This window comes from Streptomyces sp. NPDC047515, from assembly GCF_040643055.1.
GTDB lineage: Bacteria > Actinomycetota > Actinomycetes > Streptomycetales > Streptomycetaceae > Streptomyces.
This window is the reverse complement of sequence record NZ_JBEYTM010000014.1, coordinates 56049-69039: the sequence shown is the minus strand read 5'-3', so window position 1 is coordinate 69039 and position 12991 is coordinate 56049. Positions and strand designations below refer to the sequence as shown.

Here is a 12991-nt window from a genome sequence, read left to right as displayed (position 1 = left end):
AGCCGCGACGCCCGCCGCGCGAGCGGTAGCGTGGCCGTATGCCGATCCGAGCCGTGCTCTGGGACATCGATGACACGATCTTCGACTACACGGGTGCCGACCGCGTCGGCATGAGCAAGCATCTCGAACAGGAGGGCCTGCCCGATGGATACGGCTCCGTCGAGCAGGCCCTGTTCGCGTGGCGGACGATCACCGATGTGCACTGGGCACGGTTCGCCGCGGGGGAGACGGACTTCCAGGGGCAGCGCCGGGACCGTGTGCGGGAGTTCCTCTCGCGGGCGCTGGCGGACGAGGAGGCCGACGTTTGGTTTACCCGGCACGCGGCCCACTACGAGGCCGCCTGGTCGCTCTTTCCCGATGCGCTGCCCGCTCTGGACGTTCTGGCGAACGGATTCCGGCACGGCGTGCTGTCGAACTCCAGCATCCACAACCAGGACCGGAAGCTGCGCACGCTCGGTGTACGGGACCGGTTCGAGGCCGTGGTGTGCGCCGTGGAGCTGGGCGTCTCCAAGCCCGACGCCGGCGCCTTCCACGCGGCCTGCGAGGCGTTGGCGCTGGAACCGGGGGAGGTCGCGTACGTGGGGGACGAGCCGGACATCGACGCCGCCGGCGCGGTCGCCGCGGGGCTGATGGGGATCTGGCTGGACCGGGGCGGACGCGGAGGGCGGCCCGAGCTCGTCCGCATCAGCGGGCTCGATCAGCTGCCCGGCCTGCTGGTCCCGGACCGACTCTGATCCGAGGCGTGGACCCTGGCGGGCAATACCCGTTTTGGAGCGCCGGACACCTTCGGGTAATGTTCTTCCTGCGCCGCCCGAGCGGGCCGAAAGATCCGGCCGGGAAGCGCAGACAGAAATGAAGCCCCTTCCAGGGGTTGCGTTTCAGTGGGCTATGGTGTAATTGGCAACACTACGGTTTCTGGTACCGTCATTCTAGGTTCGAGTCCTGGTAGCCCAGCGCAGAGCTTCATCTGTAAAACACGCCCCCGTTGTGTAGCGGCCTAGCACGCTGCCCTCTCACGGCAGTAGCGCCGGTTCGAATCCGGTCGGGGGTACAGATCCTTCCCGCGAGATCATCTGGGTCGCACCCACGATCTCGATGCAGGATCGCTAGGGCCCCCGTTGTGTAGCGGCCTAGCACGCTGCCCTCTCACGGCAGTAGCGCCGGTTCGAATCCGGTCGGGGGTACTTCACCATGGGCTATGGTGTAATTGGCAACACTACGGTTTCTGGTACCGTCATTCTAGGTTCGAGTCCTGGTAGCCCAGCGCAGAAATGCAACAGCAGTACAAGCCCCCGTTGTGTAGCGGCCTAGCACGCTGCCCTCTCACGGCAGTAGCGCCGGTTCGAATCCGGTCGGGGGTACAACAGATCGACAGATAAGGGCCCTTCACTCCGGTGAGGGGCCCTTCTCTGTTGCTCCCTCAGATCCCGTACCGCCGGGCCGACTCCTCCTCCTGGGCCATCCTGCGCAGCGACATCAGCAACGGCTCGTAGAGCACGGCCGACGCGACCGCCGTCTCCACCTGCTCCGCCTCCGTGGGGTGTGTCTCCATCATGTCCAGGTCCTGGACGGCGACTTGGTGCATGAGCCGCGCCTGCTCGGTCAAGTACTCGACATCGCAGGGGTAGCCGAGGCGGATGAGGGTGGCCACCGACGACACGAGTGCGCGATGAGCGGGGGACAGGGAGCCCAGCTCCTGGGAGGTCGCCCAGCCGAGCCGGTCCAGGAGCCGTTCGACCTCCTCGCGGGCCGCCGCCGTCTCCGGTGCCTCCTCGTCCGGGTCCGGGCCGTGAGGGAGGGACCACAGCGCGGCGCCCAGGCGGATCGTCCGGCCCAGGGACTCGTCGTCGACATGGGAGAGGACCTCGCGGGCCGTGGCCACGGGCAGGCGGCCCACCTGGAGCAGGGCCCGCACCAGGCGCAGCCGGCGCAGATGGCTCTCGTCGTACTCGGCCTGCGTCGCGCTGACCCGGAGACCGGGTCGCAGCAGCCCCTCGCGCAGGTAGTACTTGATCGTCGCGGTCTTGACGCCGCTCTTCTCGCTCAGTTCCGAGAGCCGCATTGCCGTGCCTTCCCTTGCGCCACCTCTTGGGCAGTGTCACTATCCAACCATTGGATAGTGACACTCTCCAACGGAGGAAGGGGTGCGGCCATGTTCGCGAAGCCGATTCCGGGGCGGACGACAGCGGCGGCCGAGGGTGAGGTGGTCGTCCTGCTCATCGGGATGCGCATCAACCACTTCTGGGGAGTGCACCACTGGCTGCCCGTCCTCGCGGCAATGCCACGCATGCTGCGGGAGTTGAGCCGGGACAGGAGTCGCGGGCTGCTCGGCTGCACGCTGCTGTCCGGCTCGCCCAGGACGTACTACGTCGTCCAGTACTGGGAGTCGAAGGAGAAGCTGTACGCGTACGCGAGCGCTCCCGACATGTTCCACCGCAAGGCGTGGGCGATGATCAACCGTAAGGAGAAGAAGTCCCGGCAGCATGTGGGGCTGTGGCACGAGACGTACGTGGTGCCCGAGGGCGGTTACGAATCGATCTACGCCGACATGCCGGCGTACGGGCTGGCCGCGGCCACCGGCGTACTGCCGATCGAGGGGCGCGGTCGACGGGCGGCGGGCCGGTTCGCACACCGTTCGTCCGCGAAGTGAGGTTCTGGCAGGGGCCGCCACGACGCTGGGGCGGCCAGGAGGTGTACGGGGACGTCAGCCGGTGCGGCGCAGGGCCTCGCTGAGCCTGGCGGCCGAGTCGATGACCGCCTGGGCGTGCATCCGGCCCGGGTGCCGGGTCAGCCGCTCGATCGGTCCGGAGACCGAGACTGCGGCGACCACCCGGTTCGAGGGGCCGCGCACCGGCGCCGAGACCGAGGCCACACCCGGCTCGCGCTCGCCGATCGACTGGGCCCAGCCCCGGCGCCGTACGCCCGAGAGTGCCGTCGCCGTGAAGCGGGCGCCCTGGAGGCCGCGGTGCAGCCGCTCCGGCTCCTCCCAGGCCATCAGGATCTGGGCCGAGGAGCCGGCCTTCATCGTGAGCGTGGAGCCGACCGGCACGGTGTCCCGCAGGCCGGACAGCCGCTCCGCCGCCGCCACGCAGATCCGCATGTCGCCCTGGCGCCGGTAGAGCTGCGCGCTCTCGCCCGTGATGTCGCGCAGGTGGGTGAGCACCGGTCCCGCCGTGGCCAGCAGGCGGTCCTCGCCCGCCGCTGCCGCGAGTTCCGCCAGTCGGGGGCCGAGAATGAAACGGCCCTGCATGTCCCTCGCCACCATGCGGTGGTGTTCCAGTGCCACGGCCAGTCGATGGGCCGTGGGTCGTGCGAGCCCGGTCGCCGCGACCAGCCCGGCGAGGGTGGCCGGACCGGACTCCAGGGCGCTCAATACCAGAGCTGCCTTGTCGAGAACGCCGACGCCGCTAGAGTTGTCCATACGACGATACTCCCGTCTCACTCTGTGAAACGCAAGTTCAATTTTCGGCGGAAGTTGCGAACCTGTAGAGGCGGCCACACAACGGCCCGTAGCCACCGCCCCGCACGGGGGTCCGGACGGCGGCGCACCGAATCTCTAGTTGGGCCGGCGCAGACGCCGGCCGGAGGGAAAGCGATGGGTAGGACACTCGCGGAGAAGGTCTGGGACGACCATGTCGTCCGGCGCGCCGAAGGTGAGCCCGACCTCCTCTTCATCGATCTGCACCTGCTGCACGAGGTGACCAGCCCCCAGGCCTTCGACGGCCTCCGGCAGGCCGGACGCCGGGTCCGGCGCCTCGACCTCACCATCGCCACCGAGGATCACAACACCCCGACCCTCGACATCGACAAGCCGATCGCCGACCCGGTCTCCCGCGCCCAGTTGGAGACCCTGCGCAAGAACTGCGCGGAGTTCGGTGTACGGCTGCACCCGCTGGGCGACGTCGAGCAGGGCGTCGTGCACGTGGTCGGCCCGCAGCTGGGTCTGACCCAGCCCGGCACCACGGTGGTCTGCGGCGACTCGCACACGTCCACGCACGGTGCCTTCGGCGCGCTGGCGTTCGGCATCGGCACCAGCCAGGTCGAGCACGTCCTGGCCACCCAGACCCTGCCGATGGCCCGCCCGAAGACCATGGCGATCACCATCGACGGCGAACTGCCCGACGGTGTCACGGCCAAGGACCTGATCCTGGCGATCATCGCCCGCATCGGTACCGGCGGCGGCCAGGGTTACATCCTCGAATACCGCGGCTCGGCCATCGAGAAGCTCTCGATGGAAGCCCGGATGACCATCTGCAACATGTCGATCGAGGCCGGCGCCCGAGCGGGCATGATCGCCCCGGACGAGACCACCTTCGACTACCTCAAGGGCCGCGACCACGCCCCGCAGGGCGAGGACTGGGACGCGGCCGTCGCGTACTGGAAGACGCTGCGCACCGACGACGACGCGGTCTTCGACGCCGAGGTCGTCATCGACGCCGCCGAACTGGCGCCGTTCGTCACCTGGGGCACCAACCCCGGCCAGGGCGCGCCCCTGTCGGCGAACGTCCCCGACCCGGCTTCGTACGAGGACGCCTCGGAGCGCAACGCCGCTGAAAAGGCCCTGGAGTACATGGGGTTGACTGCCGGGCAGCCGCTGCGCGAGATCAACGTGGACACCGTCTTCGTAGGCTCCTGCACCAACGGCCGGATCGAGGACCTGCGTAACGCGGCCGCGATCCTGGACGGCCGCAAAGTCGCCGACGGCGTACGGATGCTGGTCGTCCCGGGCTCCGTCCGCGTCGCTCTGCAGGCCGTCGAGGAGGGCCTGGACAAGGTCTTCACCGCCGCGGGCGCCGAATGGCGGCACGCGGGCTGCTCGATGTGTCTCGGCATGAACCCCGACCAGCTGGCCCCCGGCGAGCGCTCCGCCTCCACCTCGAACCGCAACTTCGAGGGCCGGCAGGGCAAGGGCGGTCGTACGCACCTGGTCTCCCCGCAGGTTGCCGCCGCCACCGCCGTGCTGGGCCACCTGGCCTCGCCGGCCGACCTGTCCGACGTCCGTACGCCCGCCGGAGTCTGAGAATCATGGAAGCTTTCACCACGCACACCGGCCGGGCCGTCCCGCTGCGCCGCAGCAACGTCGACACCGACCAGATCATCCCCGCCCACTGGCTGAAGAAGGTCACCCGCGACGGCTTCGAGGACGGACTCTTCGAGGCCTGGCGCAAGGACGGCGACTTCGTCCTCAACCGTCCCGAGCGCAGCGGCGCCACGGTGCTGGTGGCCGGCCCCGACTTCGGCACCGGGTCGTCCCGCGAACACGCCGTGTGGGCGCTGCAGAACTACGGTTTCAAGGCCGTCATCTCCTCCCGGTTCGCCGACATCTTCCGCGGCAACTCGCTGAAGAACGGGCTGTTGACCGTCGTGCTCGGCCAGAAGGTGGTCGACGCGCTCTGGGAGGTGACCGAGGCCGACCCGACGGCCGAGATCACCGTCGACCTGGAGGCCCGCCAGGTCCGCGCCGAAGGCATCACCGCCGACTTCGAGCTCGACGAGAACGCCCGCTGGCGACTGCTGAACGGGCTGGACGACATCAGCCTCACCCTTCAGAACGAAGCGGACATTGCGACTTATGAGGTGGCAAGGCCGACCTTCAAGCCGCGTACAATTAACGCCTGAGCAGCGCGTTTCCAGGACTGCGCCCCCTGCCTTCTGGTAGGGGGCGCAGTCGCTTGTTGAGACCCCGTCGGGCGACAACTCGCCCCAGATGGCACAATCGGTGCATGGAACGCGACAGCCAACTCAAGCTTTACGGCCAAGTCGCCGACCGATTGAAGGAAGCGCACACAAGAGTGCGTGCACTGCAAGTCCCGGAGGGCGTAAGGATGGCGCTGTCCCGGAAGCTGTTGGTCATCACGGCCGCGGCTAAGCACGATCTCCCGGATGCGGCAAGGCGTCTGGACCGGTTGATGAAGGACCTCGATGAGGGCCGATTCCCCGAAGGTGACTGACTCTGCGGAACTGCGCAGCGGTCGACTTCGTTGCGGCACTAGGGTGATTAGCCCGTTTCGTGTTTGATTTGCGGTATATATCTGCCTAACGTGCGAAAACGCTTGAACACTTTCGTTCTGGCAATGTCTCCGAAGGGGAAGACGTGAACAAGGCGCAGCTCGTAGAAGCGATTGCCGACAAGGTTGGGGGCCGTCAGCAGGCCGCGGACGCCGTCGACGCGGTGCTCGACGCGATCGTCCGTGCGGTTGTCGCGGGGGACCGTGTCTCGGTCACCGGCTTCGGCTCGTTCGAGAAGGTCGACCGCCCCGCCCGTTACGCCCGCAACCCGCAGACGGGCGAGCGGGTGCGGGTCAAGAAGACCTCGGTGCCCCGTTTCCGTGCGGGACAGGGCTTCAAGGATCTGGTGAGCGGCTCCAAGAAGCTCCCCAAGCACGATGTGGCCGTGAAGAAGGCGCCCAAGGGCAGCCTCACGGGCGGTGTTGCCCGTACGACGACCAAGGCCGCGGCCAAGAAGGCCGTGGCGAAGAAGGCCACCGCCAAGAAGGCCGTGACCGCGGCGAAGACCACTGCCGCCAAGAAGACCACGGCGGCGGCGAAGAAGGCCACCGCGGCGGCCAAGAAGACCACGGCGGCGGCGAAGAAGACCACGGCGGCGAAGAAGACGGCGGCCGCGAAGAAGGCCGTCGCCAGCAAGACCGCGCCCGCCAAGAAGGCCACGGCGAAGAAGGCGCCCGCGAAGAAGACCACGGCGCGCAAGACCACGGCGAAGAAGGCCACTGCACGGAAGAAGTGAGGCCGAGCAGCGCAGGGCCGCTCACACGCGCCGGGCCGGGCTCCCCTCGGGGAGCCCGGCCCGCGGGCTGTTCCGGGCAGGGCGCGCGGCGCCGTTCAGAATGTCTGCAGGGTCACCAGGGTGATCCGCAGGTCCGCACCCTCGCCGACGCCCTCGATTCGCACCCGCTGCCCCGGCCGCAGCAGCCGCAGGCCGCCGGCGTCGAAGGCGCGGGCGTCGAATTCCACCGGGGTGCCGTCGTCGAGCAACACACTGCCGGTGCGGGTCTCGGGGTCGTACGTGTACGAGGTCGCCTGCATGAACGGCAGCCTATCGGTCCGGCGAGGAGACCCCCGCGGCCCAGCGTCCGGCCGTGTGCGGGCCCACGCCGAGGGTCAGCGCCGCCCGCAGGTCGTCGCCGGTGTCCACGTCCTGGCGGACGGAATCGATTCCGGTCAGGACGATTTCCACCGCGCCGGAGTCCAGATGCCGGGCCCGGGAGGAACCACCGAAAGCCGGGCGCAATTCCACGCCCGGCGCAGCCGACAGAAATGTCGTTCCGATTCCTGCCGCATCGGTGACAAATGCACGGGGAAATGCGGCGGAATAGTCGAGTACCCGTGCCAATTCCGCGGGGCGCAGCGCGGGCAGATCCGCGTTGAGGGCGGCGAGGGCGGCTCCGGGCCGCTCGGCCCGTACGGTCCGCTCACCGTGTGCCAGGGCGGCGTTGAGGCCGCTGTCCGGTTCGTCGGGCACGACGCGCGCCCCGAGGGCCGCGAGAGCCGCCCCCGCCTCCGTGTCGGCCGTGACGACCACCACATCCCGTACCGCCCGGCAGGACAGGGCGGCGGTCACGGTGTCCCGGGCGAACGCGAGGGCGAGACGCGGGCGCAGCACGGCGCCCGCCGCGGGCGCGAGCCTGCTCTTGGCCCGCGCCAAGGGCTTCAGCGGGACGACCAGGGTCCAGGGACCGGCCGGGTCGGTGTTCGTGGCGATCTCCCCCTCGATGCGCTTCGCCGCCTATTCTCGCCTGCCGGTGCGAGAACCCGGAGGGTCGGTCCCGAAAGCGGGGCGTACGGTGTTCTCGACAGAGCAGGGGCCTGGGGCGAGACTTGACCGTCGGTAGCCAGGCAGAGTTCAGGTCCTTAGAGGAAGGTGTCCGAGTGTCCCGCCGCAGAATCGGCTTCTGGTACCGCCTGGCGGCGGTCATCGCAAAACCGCCGTTGGTGGTTCTGTTCAAGCGTGACTGGCGGGGAATGGAACACATTCCGGCCGACGGCGGATTCATTACTGCGGTCAATCACAACTCGTATCTGGACCCGCTCTCCTACGGTCACTTCCAGTACAACACCGGACGGGTGCCCCGGCTTCTCGCCAAGGCGGGCCTCTTCAAGACCCCCTTTGTCGGAATGATGCTGCGCGGCACCGGACAGATCCCCGTGTACCGCGAGACGACCAATGCGCTGGACGCCTTCCGGGCCGCCGTGGACGCCATCGGGCGCGGCGAGTGCGTCGCCTTCTACCCCGAGGGCACTCTCACCCGCGACCCCGACATGTGGCCGATGGCCGGCAAGACCGGCGCCGCCCGCGTCGCGTTGATGACGAAGGCCCCGGTCATCCCGGTCGCCCAGTGGGGCGCCAACCTGGCGATGCCGCCGTACGCCAAGGAGAACAAGCTCCGGCTCCTCCCCCGCAAGACCCTCCAGGTGCAGGCCGGACCGCCCGTCGACCTCTCCCGGTTCTACGACAAGGAACCGACGCCCGACATCCTGCGTGAGGCGACCGAGGTCATCATGGCCGCGGTGACCGCGCAGCTGGAGATCGTACGGGGGGAGCCGGCCCCCACGGAGCCGTACGACCACCGCAAGGCCCGTGCAGAACAGCGGCGCAAGGCCGAAGGAAAGGGACCCAAGTGACGCACCCCGCAAAGGCGGCCGTCTTCGGAACCGGCTCATGGGGTACGGCCTTCGGCGTGGTTCTCGCCGACGCCGGCTGCGAGGTCACCCTCTGGGGCCGCCGCGCCGAGGTCGTCGAGGCCGTCAACACGACCCGTACCAACCCGGACTATCTGCCGGGCATCGAACTCCCCGCGTCGATCCGGGCCACCACCGACGCCGCCGAGGCGCTGCGCGGCGCCGACTTCGCCGTGCTCGTGGTGCCCTCGCAGACGCTGCGTGCCAACCTCGCCGACTGGGCCCCGCACATCGGCTCCGAGACCGTCCTCGTCTCGATGATGAAGGGCGTCGAACTCGGCACCGCGAAGCGGATGAGCGAGGTCATCGAGGACGTCACCAAGGTCTCCGCGGACCGCATCGCCGTCATCACCGGCCCCAACCTGGCCAAGGAGATCGCCGAACGCCGCCCCGCCGCGGCCGTTGTCGCCTGCCAGGACGAGTCCGTGGCCCAGCGCCTGCAGACCGCCTGCCACACCTCGTACTTCCGCCCGTACACCAACACCGATGTGGTCGGCTGCGAACTCGGCGGCGCGGTCAAGAACGTCATCGGTCTCGCCGTGGGCATCGCCGACGGCATGGGCCTCGGCGACAACGCAAAGGGCTCGCTCATCACCCGGGGCCTCGCCGAGACCACCCGGCTCGGCCTCGCCATGGGCGCCGACCCGCTGACCTTCTCCGGACTCGCGGGCCTCGGCGACCTGGTGGCCACCTGCTCCTCGCCGCTCTCGCGCAACCACACCTTCGGCACCAACCTCGGCCGCGGAATGACGCTCCAGGAGACCATCGCGGTCACCAAGCAGACCGCGGAGGGCGTCAAGTCCTGTGAATCGGTGCTCGATCTGGCCCGCAGGCACGGCGTCGACATGCCCATCACCGAGACGGTCGTCGGCATCGTCCACGAGGGCAAGCCGCCGGTGGTCGCGCTGAGCGAGCTGATGTCGCGCAGCGCGAAGCCCGAGCGCCGCTGACGACAGGCACGGGGGTGCGCGGGGCGGTGTACGTTCGCGGACACCGCTCCAGCGGCCCCGGCCACGCTGACGCGAGGGGTACCAGCAGGTACGCTCAACGCGATATGAGCAGCGAGAACCTCCCCCAGAGCCCGGAGCAGCAGCTCCGCAAGCCGCGCGTAGCCGTAGTGTTCGGCGGCCGCAGCTCCGAACACGGCATCTCGGTCGTCACGGCCGGCGCCGTCCTGAACGCCATCGACCGGACCAAGTACGACGTCCTGCCGATCGGCATCACGGCGGACGGCCGCTGGGCGCTCACCGCCGACGAACCCGAACGCATGGCCATCAAGGACCGGCAGATGCCTGACGTGGCCCAGCTGGCCGAGTCCACCGAGGGCAGTGTGGTGCTCTCGGCCGACCCCGGCAGCCGCGAAGTGGTGTACAGCGAGCCCGGCTCGGTCCCCAAGGCGCTGGGCGAGGTCGACGTCGTCTTCCCCGTGCTGCACGGCCCCTACGGCGAGGACGGCACCCTTCAGGGACTTCTGGAGCTCTCCGGTGTGCCCTACGTCGGCGCCGGGGTGCTCGCCTCGGCGGTCGGCCAGGACAAGGAGTACATGAAGCGGGTCTTCACCTCGTTCGGGCTGCCGGTCGGCCCGTACCTCGTGGTACGACCCCGCGAATGGGACACGGACCCCTCCGGTGCCCGCAAGCGCATCGTGGACTTCGCCGGTGACCACGGCTGGCCGCTCTTCGTCAAGCCCGCTCGGGCCGGTTCGTCCTTCGGCATCACCAAGGTCGACGACCTGTCCGGTCTCGACGAGGCGATCGAGGAAGCCCGCCGCCACGACCCCAAGTTCCTGGTCGAGTCGCTGCTGCGGGGCCGCGAGATCGAGTGCGGGGTGCTGGAGTTCGAGGACGGCCCGCGCGCCAGCGTGCCCGCCGAGATCCCGCCGGTCACCTCGCACGACTTCTACGACTTCGAGGCCAAGTACATCGACTCGGCCGCCGGGATCCTGCCCGCCCCGCTCACCGAGGTGCAGACGGCGGAGGTCCAGCGCCTCGCGGTCGAGGCATTCGAGGCCGCGTCCTGCGAGGGCCTGGTGCGCGCCGACTTCTTCCTCACCGAGGACGGCGGCTTCGTGATCAACGAGATCAACACGCTGCCGGGCTTCACCCCGATCTCCATGTATCCGCGGATGTGGCAGGAGAGCGGCGTGAGCTACCAGGAGCTGGTGGACCGGCTCATCCAGGCCGCCTTGAACCGGTCGACCGGCCTGCGCTGAGACGGCTTCGCACCGTGGGGCGTGCACGCGCGACGCGGGTGCACGCCCTACGGGCTGCTGGGGACCGTCTTCTTGACGGCCGACGCGAACGCGGCCAACGGGCTCGCGTCATGGGCGTACGCCGTCGAAAGGCTCACCTCGACGTACGCCTTGCGGTAGGTCGTCGTGAAGCGCGGGCCGGCGTCCTCCGGCTGCTCCAGCAGCCAGTTGACGCCGTCCGCCTCGGTCCCCTTCGCCATCGGGTCGTCCATCTTCGCGGGCCGGGGGACGCCGCAGCGCAGTACGATCGCTCCGTCCCCCCACTCGGCGGTCAGTTCGGACTTCGTCCCGGTGTCACCGCGGTCGAGACCGGCAACGGTCCTCGGCAGTTCCTTGTGCAGCGCACGACAGTAGGCTGCGGCCTCCGGAGACGGAGTGGGAACCGTGATCGACGCCGCGGTGTCCGTCGAGGAGCAGCCCGCCGCGGCCAGCAGCAGCGCGGCAGCGGACGGACCGAGAAACAGTGGGTGGCCGAACCGGCGGCGCAGTGATGTCACCGGCCCAGCGTAGACGGGGACTACAGATGAACGACCGGGCAGGTCAGGGTTCGGGTGATGCCTTCCACCTGCTGGACCTTGGCGACCACCATGCGGCCGAGTTCATCGACCGTGTCGGCCTGGGCGCGCACGATCACGTCGTAGGGGCCGGTGACGTCCTCTGCCTGGATCACTCCCGCAACTTTAGCGATGGTCTCGGCGACGGTCGACGCCTTGCCCACCTCGGTCTGAATAAGGATGTACGCCTGTACCACGGAACCTCCAGGGCGACCACGAGGATCATGTGGGGGAAAGGGACGCCACGGTATCGCGTTGCCGCGGGCCGCGGGGAGACCTACGGGCCGGTTGACATCCACAGCGTGGCGTACGCAAGACACAGGTTGACGTATCTCTTGACAGTACCGACAGCAGTGACGGCCCGCGACCGCGAGCGCAGCGGTGCGAACGGGGGACGGGCGATGAGAACCGGTGCAGACTGCTCCCTGCGGCGGCGGCCGGTCCACGATCCCGACCCCCGGCCGCTGAAGCAGCCCGGACGATCGTCCGGCGCGATAGATGAGAGGTGAGACTCGGTGAAGGGAACCGTGGGCGAGTTGGGGGAGTTCGGGCTCATCAGGGAGCTGACTTCCCGGCTCACCACCACTCCGGCGGTACGGCTCGGTCCCGGCGACGACGCCGCGGTCGTGTCAGCTCCCGACCGCAGGGTCGTGGCCAGTACGGACATCCTGTTGGAGGGACGGCACTTCCGCCGCGACTGGTCGACCGCGTACGACGTCGGCCGCAAGGCCGCCGCCCAGAATCTCGCCGACATCGCCGCCATGGGGGCCGTGCCGACCGCGCTGCTGCTCGGCCTGGTCGTCCCCGCCGAACTCCCGGTCACCTGGGCCGGCGAGCTGATGGACGGCATCCGTGACGAGTGCCAGGTCGCCGGCGCGGCCGTGGTCGGCGGAGACGTGGTGCGGGGCGAGACGATCACCGTCTCGATCACCGCGCTCGGCGATCTGCGCAACCACGAACCGGTCACCAGATCCGGCGCCCAGCCCGGCGACGTCGTCGCCGTCACCGGCTGGCTCGGCTGGTCCGCCGCCGGGTACGCCGTGCTCTCCCGCGGTTTCCGCTCGCCCCGCGCCTTCGTCGAGGCCCACCGCCGCCCCGAACCGCCGTACCACGCGGGCCCCGCGGCCGCCGGGCTCGGCGCCACCGCGATGACGGACGTGAGCGACGGGCTCGTCGCCGACCTCGGGCACATCGCCGAGGCCAGCAAGGTCCGGATCGATCTGCGCTCCGGACTGATCGACATCCCCTCGCAGATGTCCGACATCGGACAGGCCGTGGGCGTGGATCCGCTGCAGTGGGTGCTGACCGGGGGAGAGGACCACGCGATCGTCGCCACCTTCCCGCCGGACGTGAAGCTGCCCGCCCGCTGGAAGGTGATCGGCGAAGTCCTCAACCCCTCGGCGCTGCCCCAGGTGACGGTCGACGGAGCGCCCTGGACCAGCAAGAGCGGCTGGGACCATTTCGGGGACATCGAGGACGCCCAGTAGAT

General features: G+C 69.3%; 16 protein-coding genes and 5 tRNA genes. 15 read left to right on the top strand and 6 right to left on the bottom strand.

All coding sequences use genetic code 11. The features are described from left to right. Positions 1 to 38 precede the first annotated feature (38 nt). From ABZ826_RS14755 to ABZ826_RS14730, 6 genes are all read left to right on the top strand, one after another. Positions 39 to 734, top strand: coding sequence for an HAD family hydrolase (locus ABZ826_RS14755; RefSeq protein WP_361447066.1), 696 nt, complete (start codon positions 39 to 41; stop codon positions 732 to 734). Positions 735 to 882: 148 nt separating this feature from the next. Beyond that, a tRNA-Gln gene (locus ABZ826_RS14750) sits at positions 883 to 954 on the top strand. A gap of 24 nt (positions 955 to 978) precedes the next feature. Next, positions 979 to 1051: transfer RNA gene (locus ABZ826_RS14745), tRNA-Glu, on the top strand. Positions 1052 to 1111: 60 nt separating this feature from the next. Then, positions 1112 to 1184 (top strand) — tRNA-Glu (locus ABZ826_RS14740). Between the two features lie 8 nt (positions 1185 to 1192). After that, positions 1193 to 1264, top strand: a tRNA-Gln gene (locus ABZ826_RS14735). A gap of 24 nt (positions 1265 to 1288) precedes the next feature. Continuing rightward, a tRNA-Glu gene (locus ABZ826_RS14730) sits at positions 1289 to 1361 on the top strand. Positions 1362 to 1420: 59 nt separating this feature from the next. Here ABZ826_RS14730 and ABZ826_RS14725 read toward each other — a convergent pair. After that, on the bottom strand, positions 1421 to 2062 hold the full coding sequence (locus tag ABZ826_RS14725) for a MerR family transcriptional regulator (RefSeq protein WP_361447064.1): 642 nt from the start codon (positions 2060 to 2062) through the stop codon (positions 1421 to 1423). A 90-nt stretch (positions 2063 to 2152) separates the two neighbouring features. Between ABZ826_RS14725 and ABZ826_RS14720 the strand changes: the two genes are divergently transcribed. Beyond that, positions 2153 to 2650, top strand: a complete 498-nt coding sequence (locus tag ABZ826_RS14720) for a DUF4188 domain-containing protein (RefSeq protein ID WP_361447062.1) — start codon at positions 2153 to 2155, stop codon at positions 2648 to 2650. 54 nt (positions 2651 to 2704) lie between these two features. Here the strand turns inward: ABZ826_RS14720 and ndgR are convergent, their stop codons facing one another. Next, positions 2705 to 3421 carry an IclR family transcriptional regulator NdgR gene (gene ndgR, locus ABZ826_RS14715; protein WP_014048551.1) on the bottom strand — a complete coding sequence of 239 codons (717 nt, stop codon included), beginning with the start codon at positions 3419 to 3421 and terminating at the stop codon, positions 2705 to 2707. Between the two features lie 174 nt (positions 3422 to 3595). On the opposite strand from ndgR, the gene leuC reads away from it, so the two are divergent. The 4 genes from leuC (at position 3596) to ABZ826_RS14695 (ending at position 6745) form a co-directional block, all read left to right on the top strand. Next, complete coding sequence (leuC, locus tag ABZ826_RS14710) at positions 3596 to 5020, top strand: 3-isopropylmalate dehydratase large subunit (RefSeq protein ID WP_361447060.1); 1425 nt, start codon at positions 3596 to 3598, stop codon at positions 5018 to 5020. A 5-nt stretch (positions 5021 to 5025) separates the two neighbouring features. Further along, positions 5026 to 5619, top strand: coding sequence for a 3-isopropylmalate dehydratase small subunit (gene leuD / locus ABZ826_RS14705; RefSeq protein ID WP_361447058.1), 594 nt, complete (start codon positions 5026 to 5028; stop codon positions 5617 to 5619). A 104-nt stretch (positions 5620 to 5723) separates the two neighbouring features. Continuing rightward, on the top strand, positions 5724 to 5951 hold the full coding sequence (locus ABZ826_RS14700; protein WP_072487271.1) for a hypothetical protein: 228 nt from the start codon (positions 5724 to 5726) through the stop codon (positions 5949 to 5951). Between the two features lie 143 nt (positions 5952 to 6094). After that, positions 6095 to 6745: an HU family DNA-binding protein gene (locus ABZ826_RS14695; RefSeq protein ID WP_361447056.1), complete on the top strand. Its 651-nt coding sequence runs from the start codon at positions 6095 to 6097 to the stop codon at positions 6743 to 6745. 95 nt (positions 6746 to 6840) lie between these two features. Here ABZ826_RS14695 and ABZ826_RS14690 read toward each other — a convergent pair whose 3' ends face one another. After that, a complete protein-coding gene (locus ABZ826_RS14690; protein WP_351074089.1) occupies positions 6841 to 7044 on the bottom strand; it encodes a hypothetical protein in 204 nt (67 codons plus the stop codon). 10 nt (positions 7045 to 7054) lie between these two features. Continuing rightward, complete coding sequence (cofC, locus tag ABZ826_RS14685) at positions 7055 to 7732, bottom strand: 2-phospho-L-lactate guanylyltransferase (protein WP_361447203.1); 678 nt, start codon at positions 7730 to 7732, stop codon at positions 7055 to 7057. Positions 7733 to 7887: 155 nt separating this feature from the next. Between cofC and ABZ826_RS14680 the strand changes: the two genes are divergently transcribed. From ABZ826_RS14680 to ABZ826_RS14670, 3 genes are all read left to right on the top strand, one after another. Further along, positions 7888 to 8640, top strand: coding sequence for a lysophospholipid acyltransferase family protein (locus ABZ826_RS14680; RefSeq protein WP_361447054.1), 753 nt, complete (start codon positions 7888 to 7890; stop codon positions 8638 to 8640). Further along, positions 8637 to 9647 carry an NAD(P)H-dependent glycerol-3-phosphate dehydrogenase gene (locus ABZ826_RS14675; protein WP_361447052.1) on the top strand — a complete coding sequence of 337 codons (1011 nt, stop codon included), beginning with the start codon at positions 8637 to 8639 and terminating at the stop codon, positions 9645 to 9647. Before ABZ826_RS14680 ends, ABZ826_RS14675 begins: the two co-directional genes overlap by 4 nt. Positions 9648 to 9751: 104 nt before the next feature. Then, complete coding sequence (locus ABZ826_RS14670; protein ID WP_361447050.1) at positions 9752 to 10909, top strand: D-alanine--D-alanine ligase family protein; 1158 nt, start codon at positions 9752 to 9754, stop codon at positions 10907 to 10909. Positions 10910 to 10956: 47 nt separating this feature from the next. Here ABZ826_RS14670 and ABZ826_RS14665 read toward each other — a convergent pair whose 3' ends face one another. Further along, a complete protein-coding gene (locus ABZ826_RS14665) occupies positions 10957 to 11412 on the bottom strand; it encodes a DUF3515 domain-containing protein (protein WP_361447201.1) in 456 nt (151 codons plus the stop codon). 53 nt (positions 11413 to 11465) lie between these two features. Continuing rightward, positions 11466 to 11699, bottom strand: coding sequence for an Lrp/AsnC ligand binding domain-containing protein (locus tag ABZ826_RS14660; RefSeq protein WP_361447048.1), 234 nt, complete (start codon positions 11697 to 11699; stop codon positions 11466 to 11468). Positions 11700 to 12017: 318 nt separating this feature from the next. On the opposite strand from ABZ826_RS14660, the gene ABZ826_RS14655 reads away from it, so the two are divergent. Next, complete coding sequence (locus ABZ826_RS14655; RefSeq protein ID WP_093545137.1) at positions 12018 to 12989, top strand: thiamine-phosphate kinase; 972 nt, start codon at positions 12018 to 12020, stop codon at positions 12987 to 12989. The last annotated feature ends 2 nt before the right edge of the window (positions 12990 to 12991 follow it).

What these genes read in the sequence shown, in the direction of transcription:
- leuC (WP_361447060.1), top strand. Translation starts at nt 3,596, where the DNA reads ATGGGTAGGACACTCGCGGAGAAGGTCTGGGACGACCATGTCGTCCGG.
- ABZ826_RS14755 (WP_361447066.1), top strand. Translation starts at nt 39, where the DNA reads ATGCCGATCCGAGCCGTGCTCTGGGACATCGATGACACGATCTTCGAC.
- ABZ826_RS14700 (WP_072487271.1), top strand. Translation starts at nt 5,724, where the DNA reads ATGGAACGCGACAGCCAACTCAAGCTTTACGGCCAAGTCGCCGACCGA.
- leuD (WP_361447058.1), top strand. Translation starts at nt 5,026, where the DNA reads ATGGAAGCTTTCACCACGCACACCGGCCGGGCCGTCCCGCTGCGCCGC.
- ABZ826_RS14690 (WP_351074089.1), bottom strand. Translation starts at nt 7,044, where the DNA reads ATGCAGGCGACCTCGTACACGTACGACCCCGAGACCCGCACCGGCAGT.
- ABZ826_RS14720 (WP_361447062.1), top strand. Translation starts at nt 2,153, where the DNA reads ATGTTCGCGAAGCCGATTCCGGGGCGGACGACAGCGGCGGCCGAGGGT.
- ndgR (WP_014048551.1), bottom strand. Translation starts at nt 3,421, where the DNA reads ATGGACAACTCTAGCGGCGTCGGCGTTCTCGACAAGGCAGCTCTGGTA.
- ABZ826_RS14670 (WP_361447050.1), top strand. Translation starts at nt 9,752, where the DNA reads ATGAGCAGCGAGAACCTCCCCCAGAGCCCGGAGCAGCAGCTCCGCAAG.
- ABZ826_RS14725 (WP_361447064.1), bottom strand. Translation starts at nt 2,062, where the DNA reads ATGCGGCTCTCGGAACTGAGCGAGAAGAGCGGCGTCAAGACCGCGACG.